Origin of the sequence: Parabacteroides hominis, assembly GCF_014287585.1 — a bacterium.
GTDB lineage: Bacteria > Bacteroidota > Bacteroidia > Bacteroidales > Tannerellaceae > Parabacteroides > Parabacteroides hominis.
The window spans coordinates 26,523-51,262 of sequence record NZ_JACOOJ010000017.1 but is presented as its reverse complement, the minus strand read 5'-3'; the positions used below and the strand labels follow the sequence as shown (position 1 = coordinate 51,262).

Genomic DNA, 24,740 nt, shown 5'->3' with positions numbered 1-24,740 from the left:
ATGATTAAAAACCAATGTTTACACCAAAAATGAAAGAGCGGGCAGTCGGATAGGCGTTATAATCCACACCCATCTGGAGATTGCTTTGTCCCTGGCTGTTCACTTCCGGGTTGAAACCGGAGTATCCGGTGATCGTCAACAGGTTCTGTGCCGTAGCGTAAATGCGTAGTGACCTGAGGAATGAAACTTTCGGGAATGTGTAGCCTAACGTCACGTTTTGTACGCGCAGGAAAGAACCGTCTTCGATCAGGAAGTCGGACTGTAACATATTCTGGTTCACCAGCACGTGTGCACGCGGGTATTTGCCGTTCGGATTGTTGGCCGTCCAGCGGTCCATCACTTCTGCACGTTGGTTACCCCAAGTACTGACGATATTCGTCTCGGCACGTAATACATTATATATATCATTACCGACAGAACCATTGATATAAATAGACAAGTCGAAATTCTTATAAGAGAAATTATTGGTCCAGCCGAAGATGAAATCCGGGTTCGGGTCGCCTACGATCTGGCGGTCTTCTCCGAAACTGATCTTGCCGTCTCCATTCTTGTCAACAAAACTCATATCCCCTATCTTGTCGAAGTTGGAGTCTGCAACACGTGCAGCGTCTTGCCATTCCTTTTCCGTACGCATCACGCCGTTTGTTTTCAGCAAATTCCATACGCCGACAGGTAAGCCCGGTTCGAGCCAGCTGCCGTTTACTTTCAGGTGTCCGGAGATCGTACCCTGCTGGGTCGGGATGTAACCCGGAATTTCCAGTACCTTGTTCTTGTTGGTAGACCAGTTGATCATGGTGTTCCATTTGAACTGTCCGGTCAGCACATCGGCAGAGACACTGAGTTCAAGCCCTTTATTCTCCAAGCTACCGATGTTTTTCAATACCGTGCCGAAACCGGTTGTCAGCGGAACGGAGATGTTCCACAACAAGTCGGTCGTCTTCTTGTAATAATAGTCGGCTGTGAAGTTGATGCGGTTGTTGAGCACGCCGAAGTCAAGTCCGATGTCTGTGATAGCTGTCGTTTCCCATTTCAGATCCGGGTTCGGCATATTGCCTGCACCGATACCTACACTGGTCACGCCCCCGATCGGATATACATACGTGTTCATCTTTTCCTGTGACGAATAGCTTGAGATATTCTGGTTACCGGTTACACCCCAGCTGCCTCTGATCTTCAGGTTGCTGATCCAGTCGATATCTTTCATGAACTTTTCCTGGTTGATGCGCCAAGCGGCGGCAAATGAAGGGAAGAACGCCCATTTGTTGTTCGTCCCGAACTTGGAACTACCGTCGGCACGTCCCGTTACGGTGAAAAGATATTTGTCCATCAAGACATAGTTGATACGTCCGAAACCGGATAACAAAGTGCTTTTGCTTCTTCCTGTATTCGGTTTGTCCCATTGTGCGCCGGCATCCAGATTGTTATATCCGTATACGTCGCTGATGAAGTCGCGGGCCGTCATGGAACTGGTCTTGTTTTCTTCGTACAGCAGGGAAGAACCGACCATTACGTTCAGCGAGTGCACACCGAACTTCTTGATGTAAGTCAGGATATTTTCGTTTGAGTAAGAACTGCTGCGGCGGTTCTGTTGCTGTGCGATACCGTTCGCATTGTAGCCGGTGTTCGTCTCTTTCGGTTCGTACACTTCGCGCAGGGCGCTCGACATATCGGCTCCGCCGCTTACTTTCAGCGTCAAACCGTCGATGATATGGAACGTCAGGTCGGCAGAAGCCAGTACGCGGTCGATTGTACCTTTATCCTGAAGATATTCGACATACGGTACGGGGTTCGGAACGGCAGATGATCCGGACAGATAATTCATGCGGACAAAGTCGCCTGTCTCAGGATGACGAACCGGAACTGTTGGCGGTAATACCAAAGCAGCATTGATAACGGACGTATTGCCGCCACCGTCGCCGTTCTCACGTCCGATATTGGCAAATACGCGGCTGATCGTAAAGCTGGTAGACAAATCTACGATTTTGGATATCTTGGTGTCGATGTTATTACGCAAAGACACACGGTTGAAATCCTGGTTCTTTACAACACCGTCCTGTGCGAAATAGCTGGCGACAACCGAGAACTTCGTGTTCTCGCTACCACCGTTTACCGAAACATTATGGCTATGGATTGGAGCTGAACGGAAAATCAGGTCCTGGTAGTTCGTCCCTTCTCCCAACTGGTCGACTGCCGGATATAGCGGGTTAGGCGATGCGCTCGGATAATAGATGGGGCGGCCGTCTGTCGTGGCGCCTTCGTTTGCCATTTCAGCCCATTCGGTAGCGTTCATCATATCTAATTTCTTGGCTACATGCTGGAAACCGGCATAACCGTCATAAGTGACCGTCGTCTTTCCCTGTTTTCCTCTCTTGGTCGTGATCAAGATAACGCCATTGGCGCCACGCGAACCGTAGATAGAAGTAGCAGAAGCGTCTTTCAGGATTTCCATGCTTTCGATGTCGCCAGGGTTCAAAGTCGCCAGCGGGTTTTGTCCGGCGCCGGAACCACCGGCCGAACCTCCAGCCGTAACCGGATAGCCGTCGATTACATACAAAGGCTGGTTACCCGAAGTCAGTGAGTTGCCGCCGCGGATACGGATATCGACAACACCGCCCGGAGAACCGGACGTTGCCATAACCTGTACGCCCGCCACCTTGCCTTGCAAGCCCTGGTCGAAAGATGAAATCGCTTGTTTCTGGATCACGTCCGACTTAACGGAACCGACGGAACCCGTCAGGTCGCTTTTTCTCATGACGCCATAACCTACGACAACTACTTCGTCCAATGCTTTCGTGTCTTCTGTCAGTCTGATAGTCAGTGACGATTTGTTTCCTACCGGCATATCCAGCGTGTTGAAGCCGATATAAGAAATCTGTAGCACTGCTTTCGGATTGACTGTGAGGGTGAACCGGCCGTTCATGTCGGTAATCGTACCGTTGGTCGTCCCTTTTTCTACGATATTGGCGCCAATGACCGGTTCGCCGGTAGCGTCTTTCACGACACCGGTAATGCTTTGCCCTTTTTGTTGCAGGCGGATCGGAGCGGCTTTTTCGTCTTTCGAGATGATGATCTGCCGGTCGGAGATGTAATAATGCGTGTCGGTTCCTTCAAATATCTGATCGAGAATCTTGCTTACCTGTTCTTTTTCTGCCTTGACGGATACTTTCCGGTTCAGGTCTACCGAGTTATCCAGGTAGAAGAAGATGTACTCACTCTCTTTCTCGATTTTATTAAATACTTCTTTCACCGTGAGGTTGTTCGATTCGATGGTGAAAAATGTTTCCTGCGAGTATGTCTCCGCTGCCAGGCAGAAACTCATACTCATCCATAAAAAAAGCAGGCAAATACTAAACCTTGTGTTATTTTTCATCTTGTTTGTAATGATTTAAGTTGGTAAAGATTTTTATACTTCTCATCTTTATACGGGAAGGAGTTGCGCTCTCTTCCTGTGCTGTTACGATTTAAGGACCCATGCTGTACTGTTTTTAATGTTTGACTTTTATTTCTACACTCTCATATTTGTTTTCTATTTGGATCGGGGCTGCCTTCATCAAGGCCTTCATCACTTCGTCCAGACTCTCTTTCAGGTCCAGTTTGCCGCTGCAAGTCAACTTGTCGGCCGGTCTTTCGCAATAGATGCGGACTCCGTAATAACGGGATAGTTTTTTCACGATATCTTTGAGCGGTTGCTGGTGGAACTGGTAATATCCGTCTTTCCAGGCCACGTAATCGTCGGTATCGACCGTGGTGATTTTCCCTTTATGTATTTCGCTGTCGTAAAAGAACATCTGGTTAGGAGCCAGGACGTTTTTGCATTTGTCGAGGTTTACTTCAACCTTTCCGCTGACCAGGACCACCCGCATATCCGCCTCGTTTTCATAGGCCGTGACGTTGAATTGCGTCCCCAACACCTTTATATCCATCTGATGCGTTTTGACGATGAAAGGTTTTTGTTCGTCCCGGCTGACGTGCAGGTATATTTCTCCTTCTACGAATATCTCCCTTTTCTCTTTTGCGAATTTAACCGGGTACACGATTTTCGAACCTGAGTTTACCCAAATCCGGGTCCCGTCGGCGAATGTGATGGACGAACGCCGGCCGACAGGTACGATCAACTGGTTAAATACCTGCTCCTGGTCCGGGTCGTCTTTCGGGCTGAGGTCGACCTGTTCCGAATTGACCTTGACCTTTCCTTCCTTTTTATATTCGAGTTGGGTTTCCTTTCCGTCGATGTTCAGTTTCTCGTTGTTGGAGAGGACCAGTTGCACTTTCTCGTTTGTACTGTCCGGCGCCGGATTGGCTTGGATGATTGCCAGATAGTCTGTTTCGGCTTCTTCCGGCCGCTGGGTCGCATACCAGCCGATTGCGGATAACAAGAGGAGGGAAGCAGCCGTGCTGATGGCGAGACGGATGAATTGCTTGCGCTTCGCCCTTTTCTCCGCCTCTTTATTTTTTAATTCGATGCGTTGCCATAACGCATGTTCATCCTTGTCAGACAAGGATGAACAATCTCTATCTATTTTAATGGTATGCAGGAAGAGACGGGCATTTTCGATCTCCCCGGACAATGCGGCATTCTTGGTCTGAAGGTCGCTCCAGAAAGCCCGGCTTTCTTCTGTCGGGTGCAACTCCGACTGTATGAAAAAGTCATCGTTCAGCAGTTGGTCTGCGGTGTATGTTATATAGTTTTTATCCATTTTCCGGTAAACATTCTATATAAAGGACAAGGCTGTTTCCTTTTTATACTCACCGGAAGTGAATTTTTTTATTTTTCTTACTGGGCGAAAATAGATAGGAGCAGGAGGAATACTTCCACCGGTCCGTATAAGTCGCGGATCTTCTTCAGGGAACGCTGGATCAGGTTTTGTGCGGACTGGTAATTCATGTCCATCATGATACAGATTTCATCGAAGCTAAGTTCCTGGATATAGCGGTAGTAGATGATCTCCTTTTGGCGCGGAGTCAGTACATTCAGGATTTCCCGTATCTTCCTTTGCTGGTTGGTGTACTGTTCGTCCGTGACATATTGTTCTTCGACCGTCAGTCCGAGGGTAAAGGAAACGGCTTCATGGTCGTAAGGCGTGTAGCGGTCTTCCTGGTAAAGCGCATTGATCAGGCTGTTCTTGAGGGAGACAAGCAGGTACACTTTTATATTTTTGGGTGTGACCAGTTGTTTCCTGTTTTTGTATAATCCGGTAAAAACATCCTGGATGCAATCTTTTATAAGCTCCGTATCGGGTGTAAAGCGATGCCCGTAACGGAACAGCATTTGTATGTAGACTTTGTATATCCAGCAGTAAGCCTCATTATCACCGGCTAAGAACCGGCTCCATTTTATTTTGCTTTCATTTTCCTGCATAACTTTGCTGTGTGAGCGCAAATATAAGGTTTTTAAAAATATTCCCGGTCATTCTTGGGAAGAGATATAGGTAATTAACAGGGCTTGATCTAAAACAAATCTACCGCGATCTATATATTAAATGGATTAGTACGTCATATATTTTGTAATTGCCGCCGCTGATTATGTAATTGCCGCCGCTAATTATATAATCGCCGCCGCTGATTTTATAATCACCGTCGGCGATTACAGAATAGATGGCGTACTAAGCTGAAATATAAGCCGTGTAAGAAAAGTTTTATTGCAGGTTTCCAAGATTGCGAATGACGGAAAGCATAGTTACTGGTCGGAATGGATATTTCTTGAAAAATGAAATTTTTTTTCATTTCCAACTGGGGATACAGGCTTGTGAACTGTTAGTATTATGTAAGCGTAAGTAAAAAAGACGAAAATGGACAGGGAAACGTTATATAAGTTCTTTGAAGGAACGGCCTCTTATGAAGAAGAAGCCCGGATCCGGCAATGGATGGAACATTCCCCGGAAAACAGGCGCGAATTCTTGAAAGAGAGAAAGATATTCGACTCGATGTTGCTTCTTGGCGATGAAAAAACGATTGAAGAAAAGAGGCGACGCAAGTCATGGAACCTAAATACTCTCGGAACTGAGTTAATCAAGATCGCGGCAGTTGTCGCTGTGACATTGGGACTTAGCTTCTTGTATCAGATTGTTTCGGATAAGGACGGAGCAGTGCCGATGCAGTCTATTTATGTCCCTACCGGACAACGGGTGAACATCACGTTGTCGGACGGGACGAATGTCTGGCTGAATGCCCGGACGAAGATCGTTTATCCGGCTGTGTTCGACAAGTCCGCACGCAAGGTTACGGTAGACGGGGAAGCCTATTTCGATGTTGCCAAAGATAAGAAAAGACCTTTTATCGTGGAAACGGGCAAATGCGATATGGAAGTGCTGGGAACAAAGTTCAATGTGGAAGGCTATTCCGATAAAGACGATTTCGAGGTTACGCTGATGGAAGGAAGCGTGCGGGTCGCCTCCCGTATCGGTCTGGGAGATACATTGACGTTGAAGCCGGACAGCAAGGCTTGCCTGCAAAAGGACGGTAGACTGGAAGTCGTGCCGGTCGACGATTACAACCCCTATCGTTGGAAAGAAGGGTTGATATGCTTCCGGAACGAATCGTTCCTCTCGATCATGAATGATCTGGAGAAATATTTCGGAGTCAGCATAGTTGTTGAGAATAAGAATGTATTGAAATATTATTTCACGGGAAAGTTCAGGCAAGCGGACGGTATCGACTATGCGTTGAGGGTCTTGCAAAGGGATATCCGCTTCAGGTATGAACGGGACGATGAAAATCAGATTATATATATCAGATAAACACAAGTGGTAGAAGGACAGAAATAGAAAACACAATAAATAGTATTAACCTTATAAAATAAAAGGAGACATGAAAACATACAGTCAATAACAGAAAAAATGCCGGCAAGCGCTGGGGGGCATTTACCGGCATTCCAATCAACACAATTTTTTAAATTCATTGTATCAACTTCAAATCAGTTACAAAGGTATGAAAAAAAACTTTTTGTCGGGAGGATATTATCCGAAAACCCCGTCAGGTATAAAAATCTTGAGAACTATGCGAATATCCACATTCCTTTTGGGAGCCTGCGTATTCTGCTCGTATGCTGAAAATTCACATTCGCAGAACGCCCGGGTTAGTATTAACAAAAACAATACTCAGTTGGAAAAGATTCTGAATGAGATTGAAAGTCAGACAGACTACTTGTTTATTTATAATAACCAGGTCAATGTCAGCCGGAAGGTTTCGGTAAAGGCGAAAACGAAACCTGTTTCGGAGGTATTGGATAACCTTTTCCGGAATGCAGGGATCGAATATGAAATGGAAGGAACTCACATTATCTTATCCTCAAAGGGCCAGGATGCGATCGCTTCCGCTCAACAGCAGGCACATACGTTAACCGGCCGGATCGTCGATAATAACGGCGAAGCGATCATTGGGGCGAATGTTGTAGTGAAAGGCACTACAAATGGTACGGTTACCGATATAGATGGTAATTTCTCTATCGAGGCTGATCCTAAATCGGTTTTGCATATTTCTTATATCGGTTACCTGTCAAAGGAGATCGTTGTCGGTAACCAGAAAACAATCAATGTCGTATTATTGGAAGATACGAAAACGCTGGACGAAGTTGTCGTGATCGGTTATGGCACGCAGAAAAAGGCGGACTTGACCGGGTCCGTAGCCAATGTCAGCACGGAAAAGCTGAATACACAGAGTAACACGACTATCGGGCAAGCCTTGCAAGGTAAGATCGCCGGTGTGGATATCGTTTCACAGGGTGGCGCTCCGGGAGGAAGTACACGTGTCATGGTCCGTGGTATCGGAACTTTGAATAACTCGTCTCCTTTGTATATCGTGGACGGTATGTATATGAGTGGAATCGACCACATCAACCCGAACGATATTGCCAGTATCGACGTGCTGAAAGACGCTTCTTCGGCAGCTATCTACGGTTCGCGTGCAGCCAATGGTGTCATCATCGTGACGACGAAGGAGGGAAGCAATACCGAGGGGAAACCTATTATCGACCTTTCGGCCAATGTCGGTGTCAGCTCGCCATCCAAATATCTGGATTTGCTGGATGCTGCCGGATGGGCGGAAGTGACGACCGTTTCCAGGCAGGCGGCTGGAATGAGCCCGCTCGAAATGGCAACGGATCTGGCTTCCAAGCCGGATAATGACTGGCAAAGCCTGATGTTTAACCCTGCTTTGATGCAGAACTATAACCTGTCGGTGAAAGGCGGCGGTAAATATTCTACCTATTATAATAGTGTGGGCTATACGAACCAAGACGGTGTGATGAAGGGTACGAACTACCAGCGTTACACGTTGCAGAGCAAGCAGGATTTCAAGAAAGGCATTTTCCAGGCCGGAACGAATATCGTACTGACTTACAACCAGGATAAGCCTTTGCTTTCGGAGATTCGTGGAGGATATGTAGGGCATACGATACAGGCGATCCCGACACTCGAACGCTATGACGCGAGCCGGACAGGTGGTTACGGAGCCTTGTATGGCGACGTCGTAAACCTCTATAACCCGTTAGGTATGGTGGACGATAATCTGATGAACCGTTATAGTGATAACGTGAAAATTTATGCCAATGCCTATGTTTCCGTCGAGTTTATGAAGGGTTTGAAATATAAATTGAACCTGACTCCAGACTTCCAGTTCTACCGTTACAACAGCTATTTAGGCTTGTACGATTACGGATTGAATAAGAATGATATCACGCAGGTGACGGAACAGCAGACCCGGACGCGTAACGTTCTGGTTGAAAACTTGTTGACTTTCGACCGTACTTTCGGCGATCATAAGATCTCCGTACTTGCCGGTTATACCTATCAGGATTCACGCTATCGCTACATGCAGGGATCAGGGCAGGGCATGCCTACCGGAATCAGGGAGATAGATGCAGCTGCACAGGGCTTGGCCGTCAGCGGCAATTCCAACCGTAGCGTGCTGACTTCTATCTTAGGCCGTGCGTTCTATTCTTACAAGAACCGGTATTTGTTGACGGCGACTATCCGTCGTGACGGCTCTTCCAAGTTCGGATCTAACAACCGGTATGGTAATTTCCCGTCGTTCTCTGCCGGATGGAATATCGCGGAGGAAGACTTTGTGAAGAATAACGTGTCCTGGCTGGATCAGTTGAAGCTGAGAGGCGGTTATGGTGTGTTAGGTAATCAGGAAATTGACAATTACCAATATGTATCAGTCGTGACAACCGGTATTAACTACCCGGATGGTAAGAGCGGATTGATACAAGGCGCTTTCCCGAAAACGTTTGCCAACCCGGATATCAAATGGGAAGAAACCGCAATGACGAATGTCGGTATCGACTTCATGGCTTTGCGTAACCGTTTGACATTGACAGCCGACTGGTATGTGAAGAATACGAAAGACATCTTGCTGAATGTGCCGATCCCTATCTCGTCCGGTGGTGCGAACGATCCGATCCAGAATGCAGGTAAGATCCGGAACCAGGGTTTTGAGTTTAATATCGGATGGAATGAATCGCTGAATAAAGACCTTTCTTATGGCGTAAGTTTCTTAGGGACCTATAACAAGAACGAAGTGATCGCCTTAGGAGATGGAATGCAACCGATTGAAAGCGGTACGATTCATGGCGGTACTTATACGACAAGGACTTTGGCCGGTTACCCGATCGGCGGTTTCTGGCTGATCCCGACCGACGGTTATTTCAACAGCGCGGAGGAGGTACAGGCTTACCAGAAAGACGGTGTCCTGATCCAGCCGAGTGCGCAACCGGGCGATATCCGTTTTAAGGATACGAACAATGACGGTACGATCAATGACGACGACCGTGTGTACAGCGGCAGTCCGTTCCCGAAATTCACCTATTCGATCAATGGTAATCTTACTTATAAGAATGTAGACTTCTCCATCGGATTCCAGGGAGTATCCGGCAATAAGATTTACAATGCGACGCGGTTGGAATTGACAGATGTAACCCGTGGTACGAATTACCTGGCGAGCACGTTGGATTATTGGACACCTGAAAACCGGAATGCATCCAGTCCCCGTCTGATCTGGACCGATCCGAACCGGAACGCCCGTTCCGAATCCGACCGTTATCTGGAAAACGGTTCTTATTTCCGTCTGAGAAACCTGCAAGTAGGTTATACGTTGCCTACAGCCTGGTTCCACGGCTTTGTCCAGAAAGCCCGCGTGTATGTCAATGCGGAAAACCTCTTTACGATTACCTCTTATTCGGGTTATACGCCGGACGTGAACTCTTCAAATGTATATTCCCGTGGTTTCGATGAATTTATATATCCTTCCAACCGTACATTTATGTTGGGTTTGAACGTAACATTTTAAATAAAGCAATTATATGAAACGAATATATCTATATTTTATATTTTGTGCAATGGCTGTTGCCGGCTTGTGCACATCATGTGACGCCCAGTTGGAACAAACAAATCCGAACAAGGCGACGGAAGATACTTTCTGGAAGAACGAAGCTGATTTCGAACTGGCTTTGACCTCTTGCTATACTCCTTTGAAGAACGCGCTGAACGGCGGATATTATGGAACCCGCGGAGTCATGATGCGTATTGCACGTGCCGACGAAGTGGAGTTCAGAAATGACATCAGTGATGTTTTCCAAGCCTGCTATTTCACCAATACGAATGGCAACACGCTGTCGCAGGGGATGTTCTACCAGTTCTATAATGCTTTGTACCGGACAAACTCGATCATGCAGAAGCTGGAAGAAAAAAAAGGAGATCTTTCCGAAGAGTTCATCAATAAAGTGAAGGGCGAATGCCTGTTTATCCGTGGATTTTATCTGTTCCAGTTGGGTAAGGAGTTTAAGGACGCGCCTTTGCGCCTGACCGCATCACAGTCTCCGTCCACTTTCCCGTTGGCCAAATCTTCACAGGCTGAAATCTGGGCACAAGCCGAACAGGATCTGATCACGGCGGCTTCTTTGCTGCCGGTGGCGAACGAGGTGATCGGCAAGCCGACCAAAGGCGCTGCTTATGCGGTTTTAGGCAAGATCTATGTGTATGAGGAAAATTTCGATAAAGCGATCGAAGTGTTGGAGCCTCTGACAAAATCTCCTTATGCTTATCGTCTGGTCGAAGATTTCTCCTGGAACTTTGACGATGTGCATGAGAACAATGCGGAAAGCATTTTCGAACTGTTGATGGAACCGGTCGGCGGAACCGATATCTGGGGTGACGGAGAAAATATCAATTCCACCCAGACAAACACCCGTCCGAAAGAATATGCAGCACCCGAAGCCAGTGGTTGGTATGAAGCGAATCCGACTCAGCAGATGATGAACATCTTCCTGAAAGAGAAGGACAAGGATGGTAATTTTGATTATCGTGCCCGTTCGTCGGTAGCCTGGGATTATGAAGGTTGCATGTATTACCTGTCGCCTTTCCGCGAAAAGTTTAAAGAAGAAAAATGGGATACGTATTGGATCTTGAAATATCAGAACTGGAATACGGCGGAATCTGAAGCCGATCCTCCTATGTCTGTTATCAACGAGCGTGCCATCCGTTATGCCGATGTTCTCCTGTTGCTTTCCGAGTCTTATCTGCGCGGTAGGCAGGATCTTCCTACGGCGATCAGCTACCTGAACCAGATCCGTGAACGTGCCAACCTGAATCCGTATAGCGGGGCTCAAACCTATGAAGCTGTTTTCGATGACTTGGAACACCAGCGTGCCATCGAGTTCTTCGTGGAAGGAGAACGTTTCTACGACTTGCGCCGTTGGGGATTGCTGGAAGATCGTATGAAGACTTGTAATGAAGCCCGTTACACACAATTGAAGACCGGTAAGGTCGGTGATACGAACCGTTATTACTATTATCCGATACCTGCAAAGGAAATATCCGCGAATCCGTTGTGCACACCGAACGAAGGTTGGTAATTAAAGGCTTTTTTTAATAGGTATTATCTTTATGGGCCGGCTGTAATGGTGTAAAAACGTATTATAGCCGGCCCTTTTCTTCGACGGTTTCACCGGAGATTTCGGGTTCGTTCCCGGAGTACGCCCGGTTCGAAATAGACCAAAGAGGTGTAAATAATGATTTATGGGTGAGCAAACAGACAAAGCTGTACCTTATGTCGTAGCCTCTCTTTTGCCGTCTGCTTCAGCAGACGGATAGATGATAAATTTTAAATTCATAATGATGAAGAAAATTATATTCAGTTTCGTGTTTATATGGCTTAGCCTCTCTTTGTGGGCGGCCCATCAGCCCGAATTTTCAACAGCGGGTTTCTTCCGGCTGGACAACAGCGGGCGTGAAGTGTTTTCGATGAATCCGGCTTGGCGCTTTTATAAAGGTGCTGCCGATGGTGCGGAAACGAAAGAGTTTAATGATAAAGACTGGACGGTCGTCTCTTTGCCGAACGGCATCGAGTATCTGCCGACCGAGGCGAGCGGTTGCATCAATTACCAGGGGGAAGTCTGGTACCGCAAGCATTTCACACCCGATGCCGCTCTGAAAGGGAAAAAACTTTTCCTGCATTTCGAGGCCATAATGGGTAAAAGCAAGGTGTTCGTGAACGGCAAACTGTTGACGGAACATTTCGGCGGTTACCTGCCTGTCGTGGTCGATGTGACGGATGCGCTGGACTGGAACGGCGACAATGTGATTGCCGTCTGGGCCGATAACAGCGACGATCCTTCCTATCCTCCCGGAAAGGCGCAGGATGTGTTGGACTATACCTATTTCGGCGGCATCTACCGGGATTGCTGGCTGGTCGCCCATAACCAAGTGTTCATCACCGATCCCAATTATGAAAACGAGGTAGCGGGAGGTGGCTTGTTTGTCGCTTTCGGTAAAGTGTCGGAAGCAGCAGCGGAAGTACAGTTGAAGTTGCAGGTGCGCAATGCCACGAAGAGGTCTTTTACCGGGGTGGTGGAATATACATTGCTTCAACCGGACGGCAAACAGGTTGCCTACCTGAATGACAAGATCCAGGTGAAAGCCGGCAAGGCGGCTACCTCGTCCGATAAACTGCTGGTGCAGCAACCGATGCTCTGGACACCTTCGACACCGACCTTATACAACCTGCTGGTGCGGGTGCTCGATAAAGATGGGAACGTGGTAGACGGTTACCGCCGCCGTGTCGGAATCCGCAGCATAGAGTTTAAGGGGAAAGATGGTTTCTATCTGAATGGCAAACCGTACGGGAAGCCGTTGATCGGAGCTAATCGCCATCAAGACTTTGCCGTTGTCGGGAATGCCGTAGCGAATAGTATTCACTGGCGGGATGCAAAAAAACTGAAGGACGCGGGGATGGAGATCATCCGTAACGCTCACTGTCCGCAGGATCCTGCCTTTATGGATGCTTGCGACGAGTTGGGCTTGTTCGTGATCGTCAATACGCCCGGCTGGCAGTTTTGGAACGATGCGCCTGAATTTGCGCAACGCGTGTATAGCGATATCCGCAATGTCGTGCGTCGCGACCGCAACCATCCTTGTGTTTGGCTGTGGGAACCGATTCTGAACGAGACCTGGTATCCGGCTGATTTCGCCAAGAACACCCGTGATATCGTGGATGCCGAATATCCTTATCCTTATTGCTACAGTGGAAGTGACAGCGAAGCACGCGGGCATGAGAATTTCCCGGTCTATTTTGCCCATCCTGCCAATATGCAGGATGCTTCTAAGGAGATCGATCCGTCGAAGACCTATTTCACCCGTGAGTGGGGCGACAATGTGGACGACTGGAGTTCCCACAATTCGCCGAGCCGTGTAGCCCGTAACTGGGGCGAACAGCCGATGCGTGTGCAGGCACAGCATTATGCAAGCCCTTCTTATCCGGTGACCAGCTACGATGTGCTTTACAAGCAGTCCCCGCAGCATGTCGGCGGTTGTCTCTGGCATTCGTTCGACCACCAGCGCGGCTACCATCCCGATCCGTTCTACGGTGGCTTGATGGACGTCTTCCGCCAGCCGAAATATTCCTATTATATGTTTATGGCGCAACGTCCGGCAGTGAAGGACGACCAGCTTGCCGGAAGCGGGCCGATGGTGTATATTGCGCATGAAATGACACCTTTCTCAGGTAAGGATGTGACGGTCTATTCCAATTGCGACGAGGTTCGCCTTACGTTCAACAAAGACGGAAAGACTTATACTTATAAGAAAGACAAGAACCGTCCGGGAATGCCTTCGCCGGTTATCACCTTCCCGGACGTCTATGATTTTATGGTCGACAAAGCTCTTTCAAGAGCTAAAAAACAGGACGATGTCTATCTGCTTGCCGAAGGTCTGATCGACGGTAAGGTTGTGGCTACGCATAAAGTCGTACCTGCCCGCCGCCCTGAAAAGATCCTGTTGTGGGTGGACAACGAGGGTACGGACCTGAAAGCCGATGGCTCCGATTTCGTGACGGTAGTGGCTGCCGTTGCGGATAAGAATGGGAACATCAAACGGCTGAATAACTACAACATCCGTTTCTCCATTGAGGGTGAAGGACGTTTGTTAGGTGGTTCCGGCGTGCTGGCAAATCCGGCTCCCGTAAAGTGGGGGACGGCGCCTGTCCTTGTCCAGTCTACCTTGAAACCGGGTAAGATACGGATCACAGCCAGTGTCCTGTTCGAAGGTTCGCAAATGCCGGTAAGCGGTGAACTGGAACTTGAATCGAAATCGTCTGCATTCCCTTTGGTCTATGATGCTGCGGATGCCGCCCGCATCCCGCTAAGCAATGTCTCCGCCGGACAAGCCGCCGCCTCCAAAACGGATGCCGAGCGGGAAGTGGAGCGTTTGCGCAAGGAGTTGAACTCCTTGAAACTGAAAGAGGTTGAAAGGCAGCAGTCGGAGTTTGGCGAATGAGGAGTAATGGTATAAATATGAATATCCGAAAAGCTCGGTTATATTTGTGAAACATAGCACGTAGAGGGCACATTCTTTTTTATCATGTCTTCTGCGTGCTGTGTATTGAAAAATTCTACCTTTGTGAAAAATCGATATATATGAAGCACCTTTTGATTATATGGATGACGGCATGCTTATGTGGCTGTGCCGGTAAGAGCATAAATAACGAAATTTTGCAAATTGATGTCAATGCGGAACATTCGCCTATCCGATTAAATTTGAAGGATATTGCAGATGTTACCTATATTAAATTGGCAAACAATACCAACTTTTTAGTTAGATCAAGAGTTTTGGCGTGCAGTGAAAATTATATGCTGACCAAAGGAGGTGAAACCGGTGAGATTCTGATGTTTGATAGAGAAGGGCAGCCGGTCCGTAAGTTTTCTCATTATGGGAATGGTCCTCACGAATATAATTATATTACCAATTTGCGTGTGGATGAAAAGAGAGGGGAGATCTATGTCCATGATATTTTTTCCCGGAAGATCGTTGTTTATGATCTGAATGGCGAATATATCAGGAAATTTCCTTCTGGAGATGCACGTTTCATTTACAATTTCGATGATGATGCTTTTCTCGTCTACAATACGGAAACAAACCGTGTAAACGCTGATCTAAAACCTTATTTCTCGATTCTGTCTAAGAATGACGGAAAAATCCTGATAAAAATAGATGTCCCGTTTTCGTCTGAAAAGAAATATGACTTGGCGGTTACTAAACAGGGGGATGGCGGTAGCTTTACTTATACAGCCATGCATCTTCCTGTTGTAAGGAATTCGGAGGGTTATGTATTGAACGAACTTTCGTCAGATACTATCTATCTGTATTCATACGATAAGGTATTGACTCCTATTATGTTGAGAACTCCTGCAATTAGCTCCATGAGTGTCCCTACTTTTTTGCAGTACGGAATCGAAACAAGTAAATATGTGTTCTTGACGCGGATTTCTGTGGATGAAAACAATGAACGGAATATGTTTCCTGAAACCAACTGGGTTTACAATAAAGAAAATGGAGATATAAATGAGTATGAGATAAGGAATGATGATTATCCGGATGCAAAAATAGTTTTGAATTCCCATCTTGTGAATTGTGATATGCAATCCGGTTATGGTGTATCCCGATTTAATGCCGGCGAATTAGTAGAAGCTTATCAGGAAGGGAAATTGTATGGAGAATTAAAACATTTGGCATCCTCTTTAGAAGACGAAGATAACGATGTCTTGATATTGTATAAATTCAAATAGCAGTGTAATGAAGCAAGGATTATTCGCATTAGGAATGTCGGTCGTTCTGTCGATCATGGCAGGTTGCCGGCCACAACAGGAGGATTGGAAATTGGTTTGGGAGGAGAACTTCGACCAGGAGGATCATTTCGATGAGGCTTCGTGGAGTAAGATACCGCGTGGAAGGTCGGACTGGAATAATTATATGTCGGACTTCGATTCCTGTTATGCCATGCGCGATGGCAATTTGGTTTTGCGGGGATTAGTCAATTACAGTTTGTCGGCCGACACCGCTCCGTTTATCACGGGGGGCGTCTATTCGAAGGGTAAGGTCGGCTTTTCCGACGGGCGCTTGGATATCCGTGCCAAGCTGTACGGTGCTGCCGGAGCATGGCCTGCTTTCTGGCTGTTGCCTGAAAATGAAGGTTGGCCTGATGGAGGGGAAATCGATATTATGGAACGCTTGAATAATGATTCTATCGCATACCAGACCGTTCATTCCGCCTATACCCACGTCTTGGGGATCAAAGATAATCCGAAACAGGGCAGCATCGGGCTGATCGATCGTGACGATTATAATACCTATAGTGTCGAAATGTATCGGGACAGCCTTGTTTTCTTTATCAACAATACCCGTACATTCGCCTATCCGCGTATTGAAACAGACAAAGAAGGACAGTTCCCGTTCACAGATAAAAAGTTCTATCTGCTGCTCGATATGCAGCTGGGCGGAAGCTGGGTAGGAGAAGTTGATCCCTCTGATCTGCCTGTCGAGATGGAGATCGACTGGGTGCGTTTCTATCAGAAGAAGAAGAAATGAAGGGGGGAGGTTATTCGGATAAATCGGACAACATGGAGATGATCGCCTTTTTTAGCGGTTGGAGTTCATTACTTAATATCCACCAAATAACATCAATATCAATTTCAAAATAATGATGGGCAACAATGTCTCGCAGACCTTTAATTCGCTTCCAGGGTATTTCGGGATGTGTTGTCAATAATTCATTGTTTGTGATTTTGTCCAACCCTTTAAGGCTTTCCCCTATAGCAATGAATTGCATACAAATGGCATCAAGCATGGCCATTCCGAATGGAGTTTTTAAAAAGTCATCGGCAGAGTGAAATGAACTGGCCCTCTCTTCTATTTTCAAGATGGCATTTTCTATTTGCAGCAGACTGTTTCTGGCTACAAGACCTTATCAATTCAATATATTCTGTTGTTGTCTTCATACCTAAGAGTATTCCCGTTTGAAACAAAAGTATAAATTTGATTAGTACAAACAAAACTTTTAGCTTATAATCTGTATGAATAGTATATTTTACTGTTAAACATACTATCTTTGACCTTTGTTATTAAGTTAAATAGAGACAGCCATGTTAGATGTACAATCCATTCGGAAAGATTTTCCTATTCTGGGCCAAAAGATATACGATAAGCCGCTTATTTACTTTGACAATGGGGCGACTACCCAGAAGCCGCGCTGTGTGGTGGAGAAGATAGACAGCGGTTACTTTAATGTGAATGCCAATATCCACCGTGGCGTTCATTTCCTGAGTCAGGCGGCTACCGAAGCGCATGAAGAAGCGCGCAAGACCGTGCAGCAATTCCTGAATGCCCGCTCGTCCAACGAGATTATTTTCACGCGCGGGACGACAGAGGCGATCAACCTGATCGCGTCCAGTTTTACCGACGAGTGTTTGTCGGCAGGCGATGAGGTGATCGTTTCGGTGATGGAGCACCACTCCAATATCGTTCCCTGGCAGATACAGGCTGCCCGCAAAGGGATCACGCTGAAAGTGATTCCGATGAATGAAAAGGGAGAATTGTGCATGGACACGTTCCGCAGTCTTTTTTCGGAACGGACGAAACTGGTTTCGGTTACGCATGTGTCGAATGTGCTCGGTACGATCAATCCGGTAAAGGAGATCGTCGAAGAGGCGCATAATCACGAGGTCCCGGTACTGATCGACGGGGCGCAGGCTGTTCCCCATCTGAGTGTGGATGTGCAGGATCTGGATGCCGAGTTCTATGTGTTCTCCGGCCATAAGGTTTACGGCCCTACCGGCATCGGTGTGCTGTATGGCAAGGAAGAGTGGCTGGACAAGTTGCCGCCGTATCAGGGAGGGGGGGAGATGATTGCTTCCGTTTCCTTCGAAAAGACTACTTTCAACGAACTGCCTTTTAAGTTTGAGGCAGGCACACCCGACTATATCGGCAGTACCGCACTTGCGGAAGCCTTACGGTATGTAGACCGTTTGGGAATGGATAATATTGCCGCTTACGAAGACGAACTGCTTTGTTACGCAACCGGCAAGCTGAGTGCTATTGACGGAATGCGCATTTTCGGTCAGGCGGCCCATAAGGGTGCGGTGCTCTCTTTCCTGGTGGGCAATATCCATCATTATGATATGGGGATGCTGCTGGATCGTCTGGGTATCGCTGTCCGCACCGGACATCATTGTGCCCAGCCGCTGATGCAGGATCTGGGTATCGAGGGTACGGTTCGTGCCTCCTTCTCGTTCTATAATACAAAAGAAGAAATAGACGTTTTTGCCGCCGGTATCGAACGGGTGCGGAAAATGTTCTGAATGTATCCGGAATAACCATTGCGATGTTATATTATCTGAAGAAATACCCGGTCTCGCTGACGATTATCGCAGTGGTGATCTATCTCTCATTCTTCAAACCGCCTACGCTGGAGGTGAGCAAGATTGTGGGAATAGACAAAGTTGCCCATATCTGTATGTACGCCGGCCTATCCGGTATGCTGTGGCTTGAGTTCCTGCGCAACCATCGCAAATACGACGAAGTATTGTGGCATGCCTGGATCGGAGCTGTTTTATGCCCGATCTTGATGAGTGGCGCAATCGAGCTTCTGCAACAATACTGTACCACATACCGGGGTGGCGATTGGTTCGATTTCCTTGCAAACATTTGCGGTGTCATCCTTGCAACCCTCTTCTCTTATTTCATCCTTCGTCCCTGGATGATGAAAAGAAAGACTGAGATTCATTAGCTTATGTTCCGTAAGAGTGTTACTTTTGTACTGTATCAAAATTCAGATGTCTTATGACTGCATTAGAATTACAAGAACGTAAAAACCGGGTGTTGGATATTTTGCAAGCTTTCAACAGCGAGGAAGCTATATCTTATATGGAAGCTCTTGCCCGTAAATTAATTAAGATAGAAAAGCAGGAACTTAAACGTCCGAATTGTTTCACCTTGGAAGAGGTAAAAGAGATGTTGAAGGAGACAAACCGGGATAAAGAAAATGGAATTTACGTTTCCGAACAGGAAATGCGTGATTTTTTTCAATCTTTTCGTTAATGGAAATCCGATCGAGCAGGCTTTTCAAGCAGCAAGTGGCTGACTTGATCTATTATTTAAAAGTGACTTTTGGTAAACGAATTGCTTTTCGTGTTAAAAATGAGATTGAGAAAAAAGTATTCCTTTTGAAATTATTTCCTAATATGGGGGCTGTGGAGTTGCTTTTGGAAGAAGAGCCTTTAGTTTACCGTTATCTCGTTATTAAGCATAATAAGATACTTTATACGATCGAAGAAAATTATATATTTGTCCATCTGTTATGGGACTGTAGACAAGATCCTTATCTTTTGATGGATTTGATAAAAAAAGTTGATTGATAATGTTACTACCCTACTTAGAAGCAAATCGTGTAGAAGCCGGATGTGATGAGGCCGGCCGTGGATGTCTGGCCGGTTCGGTTTATGCCGCAGCTGTAATCCTTCCTCCCGATTTTTATAATGAAGATTTGAATGACAGCAAGCAGTTAAGCGAGAAAAAGCGGTATGCGCTCCGTCCGGTTATCGAGCGGGAAGCGATTGCCTGGGCTGTCGGTATTGTCACTGCTGAAGAAATCGATAAGATCAATATCCTGAAAGCCTCTTTCCTTGCCATGCACCGGGCTATCGAGCAGCTAAAGGTAAAACCGGATCATCTGCTGATCGACGGCAATCGTTTCACTCCTTATCCCGATATCAAACATACGACAGTCGTAAAAGGGGATGGCAAATATCTGAGTATCGCCGCCGCTTCCATCCTGGCAAAAACCTATCGTGACGATTATATGGACAGTCTCGACCAGGAATATCCGGCCTATCATTGGAAAGAAAACAAAGGCTATCCCACAAAAGCCCATCGCATGGCCATCCGGGAATGCGGGATAACCCCCTATCATCGCAAAACATTTACTTTACTGCCGGAACAGTTGGAATTGCAGTTCTGAACAGGGCGAAATGTTATTTCTTGTATTTTATCAACATAAGCACCGGATTCGAATCTTCCTCTAATCCGGCGGCGATTTCTTTCAATTTGCCTTTCAGTTTTCCTTTTTGGTATGCTTCAACAAGTTCGTATGCCTCTAATTTTTGCACAAGTGCGATTTCATCGTTTCCAAATGTGACTTCCGATACCATCATGCTAAAAGGTTGTTCGGTGGGGAAGTCGGCATTGTGTACCACATATTCAAATAGGGCATTTTCTTGTTTATCATACATCAGATCGGTTCGTTTATGTCCGGTGTTGGCTACCCAATCCCATTCGGCCTTTACGGTTTGCATGAAATAATAACGATCGGTTATGACTGCCGGATACAGGAATATGCGGGGATTCATTGAACTTATGGGAGGAGTACGGGCAATAAGAGGAGTCAAACTGTAATCAGTCCGGAGCTTATATATCGTATCGGAAGGATCGTACATAAGCATCCAGCTATCGACGCGATGAGGAACCAATGTACGGTTACGGATTGGCATTACATAGCTGCTGTCTGCCGAAAAGACCAATGATGAAATTTTCTTATCATAAGGGATTGAAATCTCCTTTGTTATATTTCCGTCCTGTTTGGATACGACCACTAATGGTTTTTCATCGTCATTGATACCGTTGATACGGCAAATGAGATTGTCCCGGTCGAAGTTATATATATCCATACCATACCAGCCTTGCTTATGATCGAAACTCCGTTTGAAATTACCGGACAGGTCATACACCATTATCTTTCTTCTCCAGTGGTCATTGACGAAGATTTCATTGTTGTCTTCATCTAAAGTGATCCCCAAAAGGAATTGATATTCTTCATTGCCTTGACCTAAGCGGTTGATCTTTTTCACACCTTTACCGCTTCTGTCGAAGATAAAGATGTCTCCGTCGGTATTACGATTTCTGTTTCTGACTACTATGACTTTCTTTCCGACGGCATGCAGCCACCCCATTGTAATAAATTCGCTACTTGTTTCCAACGGAATGTATTCGACATCCATAAAGTCCTGAAGAACCAGTTCTTTTTTCGGGTAATTGGCGGTGACATCGACAGTGATAAGATCATCTGTCGGCGGCTTGCTCTCTCCGCATCCTGCCATCACGAGCAGAAGCATGATTAAAATGAAATATACGTTTTTCATACATATAGATTTAAGATGTTTATAAGACTTTAGATAGGAAGACCGTTTTTATTTTATTGAATAACAATCTACTATTTGTACACAAATCTATTTAAATTAAGTAGAAGCGAGGCATTTCTCTGGTTAAACGTTGTTAATAGACGAAAGATTGCGGGCTTGGAGTTACTTTTTCCTGTATTTTACCAACATGATTACGGCATTCGATTCTTCGTCCAGTCCGGCGGCGATTTCTTTCAGCCTGCCTTTTAGTTGCCCTTTCTCATGGGCTTCGATAAGGCTTGCGGCTTCTAAAGACTGGCAGGTAGCGATTTCATGATTGACAATGCCATTAAAACTTAATCCCAACGATACTTGTTGCTTGTTCGAGTAATCGGCATTGTAAAGGGTATATTCGAATAAAGCCTTTTCTTGCTTGTCGTAAACTAAATCCGTACTTGGAAATCCTTTGAACGTTTTGAAGTCCACCTCTTTCTTCATGGTTCGCATAAAATAATAACGGTCGGCCATGACGGTTGGGAAAAGGAATACTTTCGTTTCCATTGCATGTATGGAAGGAGTTCTTACGACAGAGGGGCTTATGCTGCCATCCGCCGAATAACGGTATATGGTATCGGAAGACGTGTTCACAAGCAACCAATCCGTATGATCCGGATAGGTCTGGTGAAACTCCGGCGACACAATGAATTCATCCTTTGTTACAATAGGTGTTTCCAGTTCTTTGAAAGGTGTGCGGATTTCACGGGCGACGCTGCCGTCTTGCTTGGAAATAAGTATATGACATGCCTTATCGTTCTCTTGAAGTGCCGGATAATTTTTATAAGTGATCAAGTGGTCCCGGTCATAATCGAACAGGTCGTTGTAGTAGCTGGTGTCCGTATATTTGAAACTTCTCTTAAAGTTTCCCGACAGGTCGTACACCAGTATTTTCCGGGTTGCATAGTCTGCGACAAACATTTCCTTTTTATCTTCATCCAAAGTAATGTAGTAGGGATATGAATATTCTTCGCCGCCCTGTCCCTTACGGTTGATTTTCCTTATGCCTTTACCTGTCTTCCTGTCAAAGACAAGAATATCCCCGTCGTTGCCTTGATTTGTAATTAGCAGGATTTCTTTGCCGATAGCTTTTACTACGCCTTTGGTGATAAATTCGTCGGTGGTTTCCAATGGGACATATTCCACATCCATAATATCCTGAAGGATCAACTCTTTTTCGGGATAGTTGGCGCTTACGTCTACCGTGATGATTTCTGTTGCTTGTTTGTTACCTTCTCCGCAGGCAGCCATCATAAGCAGGAGGATTGCTAAAAATGTATTTGTTTTTTTCATGGTATGATCATTATTTTGAATTTCTGTTTATTCTTGCATGTTTGCAAATCTACTAAAGATTCGTAAGCGCATTAGGAATCTTCCAGTTAAATGTTATTAATGGGAAGAAGGTCGTTTTTATAATTTGGGGTTCACGCTGTATAAGTCATACGGTATCAGTGTGTTATTGTGAACCCTGTGAATGCTGGGCTTCTTTTCCGGGTAAGCTGTTCAAAAAGAAGCCAGCATTCACAGGGTTCACAGTAAGTCGCTGGTGTTTATTGCGTTACAAGAGGTGTGAACCCTGTTTGTCTTTTTTAAAAGTGGGTGAGGGGCGGTATTTATCGGCTCCTTTCCTATAAAATATAGCCTTAGGGCTAAAAATTATAGCCTATATCCTATTGGTGAAAAGGGTATAGGCTGTCTCTCGAAAGGTGCTTACTTTTTTCGAAAGCGGTGCTTACCTTTTTGGAAAGCGATGCCTGCCTTTTTGGAAAGAGGCAGGCATCGCTTTTTAAACATATATGATTCGATTATCCTTGTTCCTTGGTGCGGAATGCCAGTGCGTACATGCGCATCTGCTTGACCATAGCCACCAGGCCATTCGAGCGGGTAGGGCTGAGGTGCTCTTTCAGGCCGATCTTTTCAATGAAGTAAAGGTCGGCATCGAGTATTTCCTGCGGAGTATGGCCGGAGATGATGTTGATCAGCAAAGAGACGATGCCCTTTACGATTACCGCGTCGCTCTCGCCTTTGAACAGGATCTTGCCATCCACATAATCCGCCTGTAGCCAGACACGGCTCTGGCAACCTTCGATCAGGTTGCTTTCTGTTTTATACTTTTCCTCCAAAGGGGGAAGCGAGTTACCCAAGTCTATCAGTAACGCATACTTGTCCATCCAGTCGTCGAAATCTGCAAACTCTTCGATGACGTTGTCCTGAAGTTCATTAATTGTCATTGTTTCCTATCTTTTATCTGTTATATACAACTTCGAGTACTGTCTGGCCGACGGCTTTCAGTACGTTTTTGTCAATATTGCTCATGTTGTCGTTCTGCGTATGCCAATGGTCGCGGAAACCTTTGTTCGAGTTCGGGTCATAGTTGATAATGTCCAGACAGGGGATGCCGGTTTCTTCGATGACTGCTTCATGATCGTCTGTCACACCTCCGCCGTTCGCATTGATAAAATATTTGCCATATCCTAAGTTGCGGGCCGCTTCCCATACCTCGTCCACGTAGCGGGCGGCATACTTCATGGAGATATATTCTTTATAGAAGACTGCATCTTTGGCTCCGACCATGTCGAGCAGGATGCCGAACTCGGCCTTGTAGCCCGGTTTATGCGGGTTCTTTCCCCAGAAGCGGCTACCGAGACACCAGGTATTGCTGCTGTCGCCATATTTCTCTTTTGCGAATTCGGGCACTCCGTAATCTTCAGCATCGAAGAAGATGATGTCCACCCCTACGTCGGGAGCTTTCATCCCCATCTGGCGGGCGATCTCCAGCAGGGCGCCTACGCCGCTTGCCCCGTCATCGGCGCCATCCAGCGGTTTCTTGTGATTGGCAGGGTCGGGATCATGGTCCGAATAAGGGCGTGTGTCCCAATGAGCGAAAAGCAAGATGCGTTTATCTTTATCGGGGTTGAAGGAACCGATGATGTTACGCGATTCCAACGGGGTCCCGTCGTATGCCTTGAGTGTCGCTTCCTGTTCATAGACTTGTGCCCCGAAGCGTTTCAGCTCGGATGCCAGATAATCTCCGCAAGCCTTGTGGGCCGGCGTGTTCGGGATGCGGTAACCGAATGAAACTTGTTTGTCGATATAAGCATAGGCGCTATCCGCATCGAAAGATGGAGCGGCTGTAGCCGGGGCTTTCTTTACTTCCGTGACGGTAGCCGTTGTTTCGCCGGCTCCTTTCTGGCCGCATGAAAACAAGGCCATAGATAATAATAATAAAATCAGTTTAGTCATATCT

Annotated in this window: 19 protein-coding genes; 11 read left to right on the top strand and 8 right to left on the bottom strand. The window is 46.4% G+C overall.

All coding sequences use genetic code 11. From position 1 onward, the window contains the following. Positions 1–4: 4 nt before the first annotated feature. From H8S65_RS10815 to H8S65_RS10805, 3 genes are all read right to left on the bottom strand, one after another. The gene (locus H8S65_RS10815; protein ID WP_186929993.1) at positions 5–3,370 is read right to left on the bottom strand and encodes a TonB-dependent receptor; all 3,366 of its coding nucleotides are present in this window, start codon (positions 3,368–3,370) and stop codon (positions 5–7) included. A 115-nt stretch (positions 3,371–3,485) separates the two neighbouring features. Then, positions 3,486–4,697 (bottom strand): FecR family protein, encoded by a 1,212-nt coding sequence (locus H8S65_RS10810; protein WP_186929992.1) that lies wholly within the window; start codon positions 4,695–4,697, stop codon positions 3,486–3,488. A 77-nt stretch (positions 4,698–4,774) separates the two neighbouring features. Continuing rightward, on the bottom strand, positions 4,775–5,359 hold the full coding sequence (locus H8S65_RS10805; protein WP_186929991.1) for an RNA polymerase sigma factor: 585 nt from the start codon (positions 5,357–5,359) through the stop codon (positions 4,775–4,777). A gap of 430 nt (positions 5,360–5,789) precedes the next feature. On the opposite strand from H8S65_RS10805, the gene H8S65_RS10800 reads away from it, so the two are divergent. The 6 genes from H8S65_RS10800 to H8S65_RS10775 all read left to right on the top strand — a co-directional run bounded on the left by H8S65_RS10800 (position 5,790) and on the right by H8S65_RS10775 (position 16,856). Then, a complete protein-coding gene (locus tag H8S65_RS10800) occupies positions 5,790–6,737 on the top strand; it encodes a FecR family protein (protein WP_186929990.1) in 948 nt (315 codons plus the stop codon). 259 nt (positions 6,738–6,996) lie between these two features. Then, positions 6,997–10,287 carry a TonB-dependent receptor gene (locus H8S65_RS10795; RefSeq protein WP_186929989.1) on the top strand — a complete coding sequence of 1,097 codons (3,291 nt, stop codon included), beginning with the start codon at positions 6,997–6,999 and terminating at the stop codon, positions 10,285–10,287. 13 nt (positions 10,288–10,300) lie between these two features. Then, positions 10,301–11,851: a RagB/SusD family nutrient uptake outer membrane protein gene (locus H8S65_RS10790; protein WP_186929988.1), complete on the top strand. Its 1,551-nt coding sequence runs from the start codon at positions 10,301–10,303 to the stop codon at positions 11,849–11,851. A gap of 262 nt (positions 11,852–12,113) precedes the next feature. Beyond that, positions 12,114–14,768: a glycoside hydrolase family 2 protein gene (locus H8S65_RS10785; RefSeq protein WP_436277879.1), complete on the top strand. Its 2,655-nt coding sequence runs from the start codon at positions 12,114–12,116 to the stop codon at positions 14,766–14,768. Between the two features lie 95 nt (positions 14,769–14,863). Further along, positions 14,864–16,057 (top strand): DUF4934 domain-containing protein, encoded by a 1,194-nt coding sequence (locus tag H8S65_RS10780; protein WP_186929986.1) that lies wholly within the window; start codon positions 14,864–14,866, stop codon positions 16,055–16,057. 7 nt (positions 16,058–16,064) lie between these two features. Continuing rightward, on the top strand, positions 16,065–16,856 hold the full coding sequence (locus H8S65_RS10775) for a glycoside hydrolase family 16 protein (protein ID WP_186929985.1): 792 nt from the start codon (positions 16,065–16,067) through the stop codon (positions 16,854–16,856). A gap of 10 nt (positions 16,857–16,866) precedes the next feature. Here H8S65_RS10775 and H8S65_RS10770 read toward each other — a convergent pair whose 3' ends face one another. Then, a complete protein-coding gene (locus tag H8S65_RS10770; protein WP_366497731.1) occupies positions 16,867–17,202 on the bottom strand; it encodes a HepT-like ribonuclease domain-containing protein in 336 nt (111 codons plus the stop codon). A 208-nt stretch (positions 17,203–17,410) separates the two neighbouring features. Between H8S65_RS10770 and H8S65_RS10765 the strand changes: the two genes are divergently transcribed. The 5 genes from H8S65_RS10765 to rnhB are packed head-to-tail and all read left to right on the top strand — an operon-like array spanning position 17,411 to position 20,283. After that, the gene (locus H8S65_RS10765) at positions 17,411–18,625 is read left to right on the top strand and encodes an aminotransferase class V-fold PLP-dependent enzyme (RefSeq protein ID WP_186929984.1); all 1,215 of its coding nucleotides are present in this window, start codon (positions 17,411–17,413) and stop codon (positions 18,623–18,625) included. A 23-nt stretch (positions 18,626–18,648) separates the two neighbouring features. Further along, positions 18,649–19,053 (top strand): VanZ family protein, encoded by a 405-nt coding sequence (locus tag H8S65_RS10760; protein ID WP_186929983.1) that lies wholly within the window; start codon positions 18,649–18,651, stop codon positions 19,051–19,053. Positions 19,054–19,106: 53 nt separating this feature from the next. Then, positions 19,107–19,364: a hypothetical protein gene (locus H8S65_RS10755; protein WP_186929982.1), complete on the top strand. Its 258-nt coding sequence runs from the start codon at positions 19,107–19,109 to the stop codon at positions 19,362–19,364. Then, on the top strand, positions 19,364–19,681 hold the full coding sequence (locus H8S65_RS10750) for a type II toxin-antitoxin system RelE/ParE family toxin (protein ID WP_186929981.1): 318 nt from the start codon (positions 19,364–19,366) through the stop codon (positions 19,679–19,681). The genes H8S65_RS10755 and H8S65_RS10750 overlap by 1 nt, the downstream gene beginning before the upstream one ends. A gap of 2 nt (positions 19,682–19,683) precedes the next feature. Beyond that, positions 19,684–20,283 (top strand): ribonuclease HII, encoded by a 600-nt coding sequence (rnhB, locus tag H8S65_RS10745; protein ID WP_186929980.1) that lies wholly within the window; start codon positions 19,684–19,686, stop codon positions 20,281–20,283. Positions 20,284–20,296: 13 nt separating this feature from the next. Here rnhB and H8S65_RS10740 read toward each other — a convergent pair whose 3' ends face one another. The 4 genes from H8S65_RS10740 to H8S65_RS10725 form a co-directional block, all read right to left on the bottom strand. Then, positions 20,297–21,460: a DUF4934 domain-containing protein gene (locus H8S65_RS10740; RefSeq protein ID WP_186929979.1), complete on the bottom strand. Its 1,164-nt coding sequence runs from the start codon at positions 21,458–21,460 to the stop codon at positions 20,297–20,299. 162 nt (positions 21,461–21,622) lie between these two features. Then, entirely contained in the window at positions 21,623–22,786 is a 1,164-nt protein-coding gene (locus H8S65_RS10735; RefSeq protein ID WP_186929978.1) for a DUF4934 domain-containing protein, read from the bottom strand. Between the two features lie 512 nt (positions 22,787–23,298). Continuing rightward, positions 23,299–23,724 (bottom strand): SufE family protein, encoded by a 426-nt coding sequence (locus H8S65_RS10730; protein ID WP_186929977.1) that lies wholly within the window; start codon positions 23,722–23,724, stop codon positions 23,299–23,301. Positions 23,725–23,737: 13 nt separating this feature from the next. Next, positions 23,738–24,736 (bottom strand): M28 family peptidase, encoded by a 999-nt coding sequence (locus H8S65_RS10725; RefSeq protein WP_186929976.1) that lies wholly within the window; start codon positions 24,734–24,736, stop codon positions 23,738–23,740. Positions 24,737–24,740: the final 4 nt, after the last annotated feature.

Bases quoted from the DNA above. Each gene is read 5' to 3' on its own strand.
- H8S65_RS10785 (WP_436277879.1), top strand. From the start codon at position 12,114: ATGAAGAAAATTATATTCAGTTTCGTGTTTATATGGCTTAGCCTCTCT.
- H8S65_RS10800 (WP_186929990.1), top strand. From the start codon at position 5,790: ATGGACAGGGAAACGTTATATAAGTTCTTTGAAGGAACGGCCTCTTAT.
- H8S65_RS10765 (WP_186929984.1), top strand. From the start codon at position 17,411: ATGTTAGATGTACAATCCATTCGGAAAGATTTTCCTATTCTGGGCCAA.
- H8S65_RS10810 (WP_186929992.1), bottom strand. From the start codon at position 4,697: ATGGATAAAAACTATATAACATACACCGCAGACCAACTGCTGAACGAT.
- H8S65_RS10740 (WP_186929979.1), bottom strand. From the start codon at position 21,460: ATGAAAAACGTATATTTCATTTTAATCATGCTTCTGCTCGTGATGGCA.
- H8S65_RS10805 (WP_186929991.1), bottom strand. From the start codon at position 5,359: ATGCAGGAAAATGAAAGCAAAATAAAATGGAGCCGGTTCTTAGCCGGT.
- H8S65_RS10755 (WP_186929982.1), top strand. From the start codon at position 19,107: ATGACTGCATTAGAATTACAAGAACGTAAAAACCGGGTGTTGGATATT.
- H8S65_RS10790 (WP_186929988.1), top strand. From the start codon at position 10,301: ATGAAACGAATATATCTATATTTTATATTTTGTGCAATGGCTGTTGCC.
- H8S65_RS10750 (WP_186929981.1), top strand. From the start codon at position 19,364: ATGGAAATCCGATCGAGCAGGCTTTTCAAGCAGCAAGTGGCTGACTTG.
- H8S65_RS10725 (WP_186929976.1), bottom strand. From the start codon at position 24,736: ATGACTAAACTGATTTTATTATTATTATCTATGGCCTTGTTTTCATGC.
- H8S65_RS10735 (WP_186929978.1), bottom strand. From the start codon at position 22,786: ATGAAAAAAACAAATACATTTTTAGCAATCCTCCTGCTTATGATGGCT.
- rnhB (WP_186929980.1), top strand. From the start codon at position 19,684: ATGTTACTACCCTACTTAGAAGCAAATCGTGTAGAAGCCGGATGTGAT.
- H8S65_RS10775 (WP_186929985.1), top strand. From the start codon at position 16,065: ATGAAGCAAGGATTATTCGCATTAGGAATGTCGGTCGTTCTGTCGATC.
- H8S65_RS10760 (WP_186929983.1), top strand. From the start codon at position 18,649: ATGTTATATTATCTGAAGAAATACCCGGTCTCGCTGACGATTATCGCA.
- H8S65_RS10815 (WP_186929993.1), bottom strand. From the start codon at position 3,370: ATGAAAAATAACACAAGGTTTAGTATTTGCCTGCTTTTTTTATGGATG.
- H8S65_RS10730 (WP_186929977.1), bottom strand. From the start codon at position 23,724: ATGACAATTAATGAACTTCAGGACAACGTCATCGAAGAGTTTGCAGAT.
- H8S65_RS10795 (WP_186929989.1), top strand. From the start codon at position 6,997: ATGCGAATATCCACATTCCTTTTGGGAGCCTGCGTATTCTGCTCGTAT.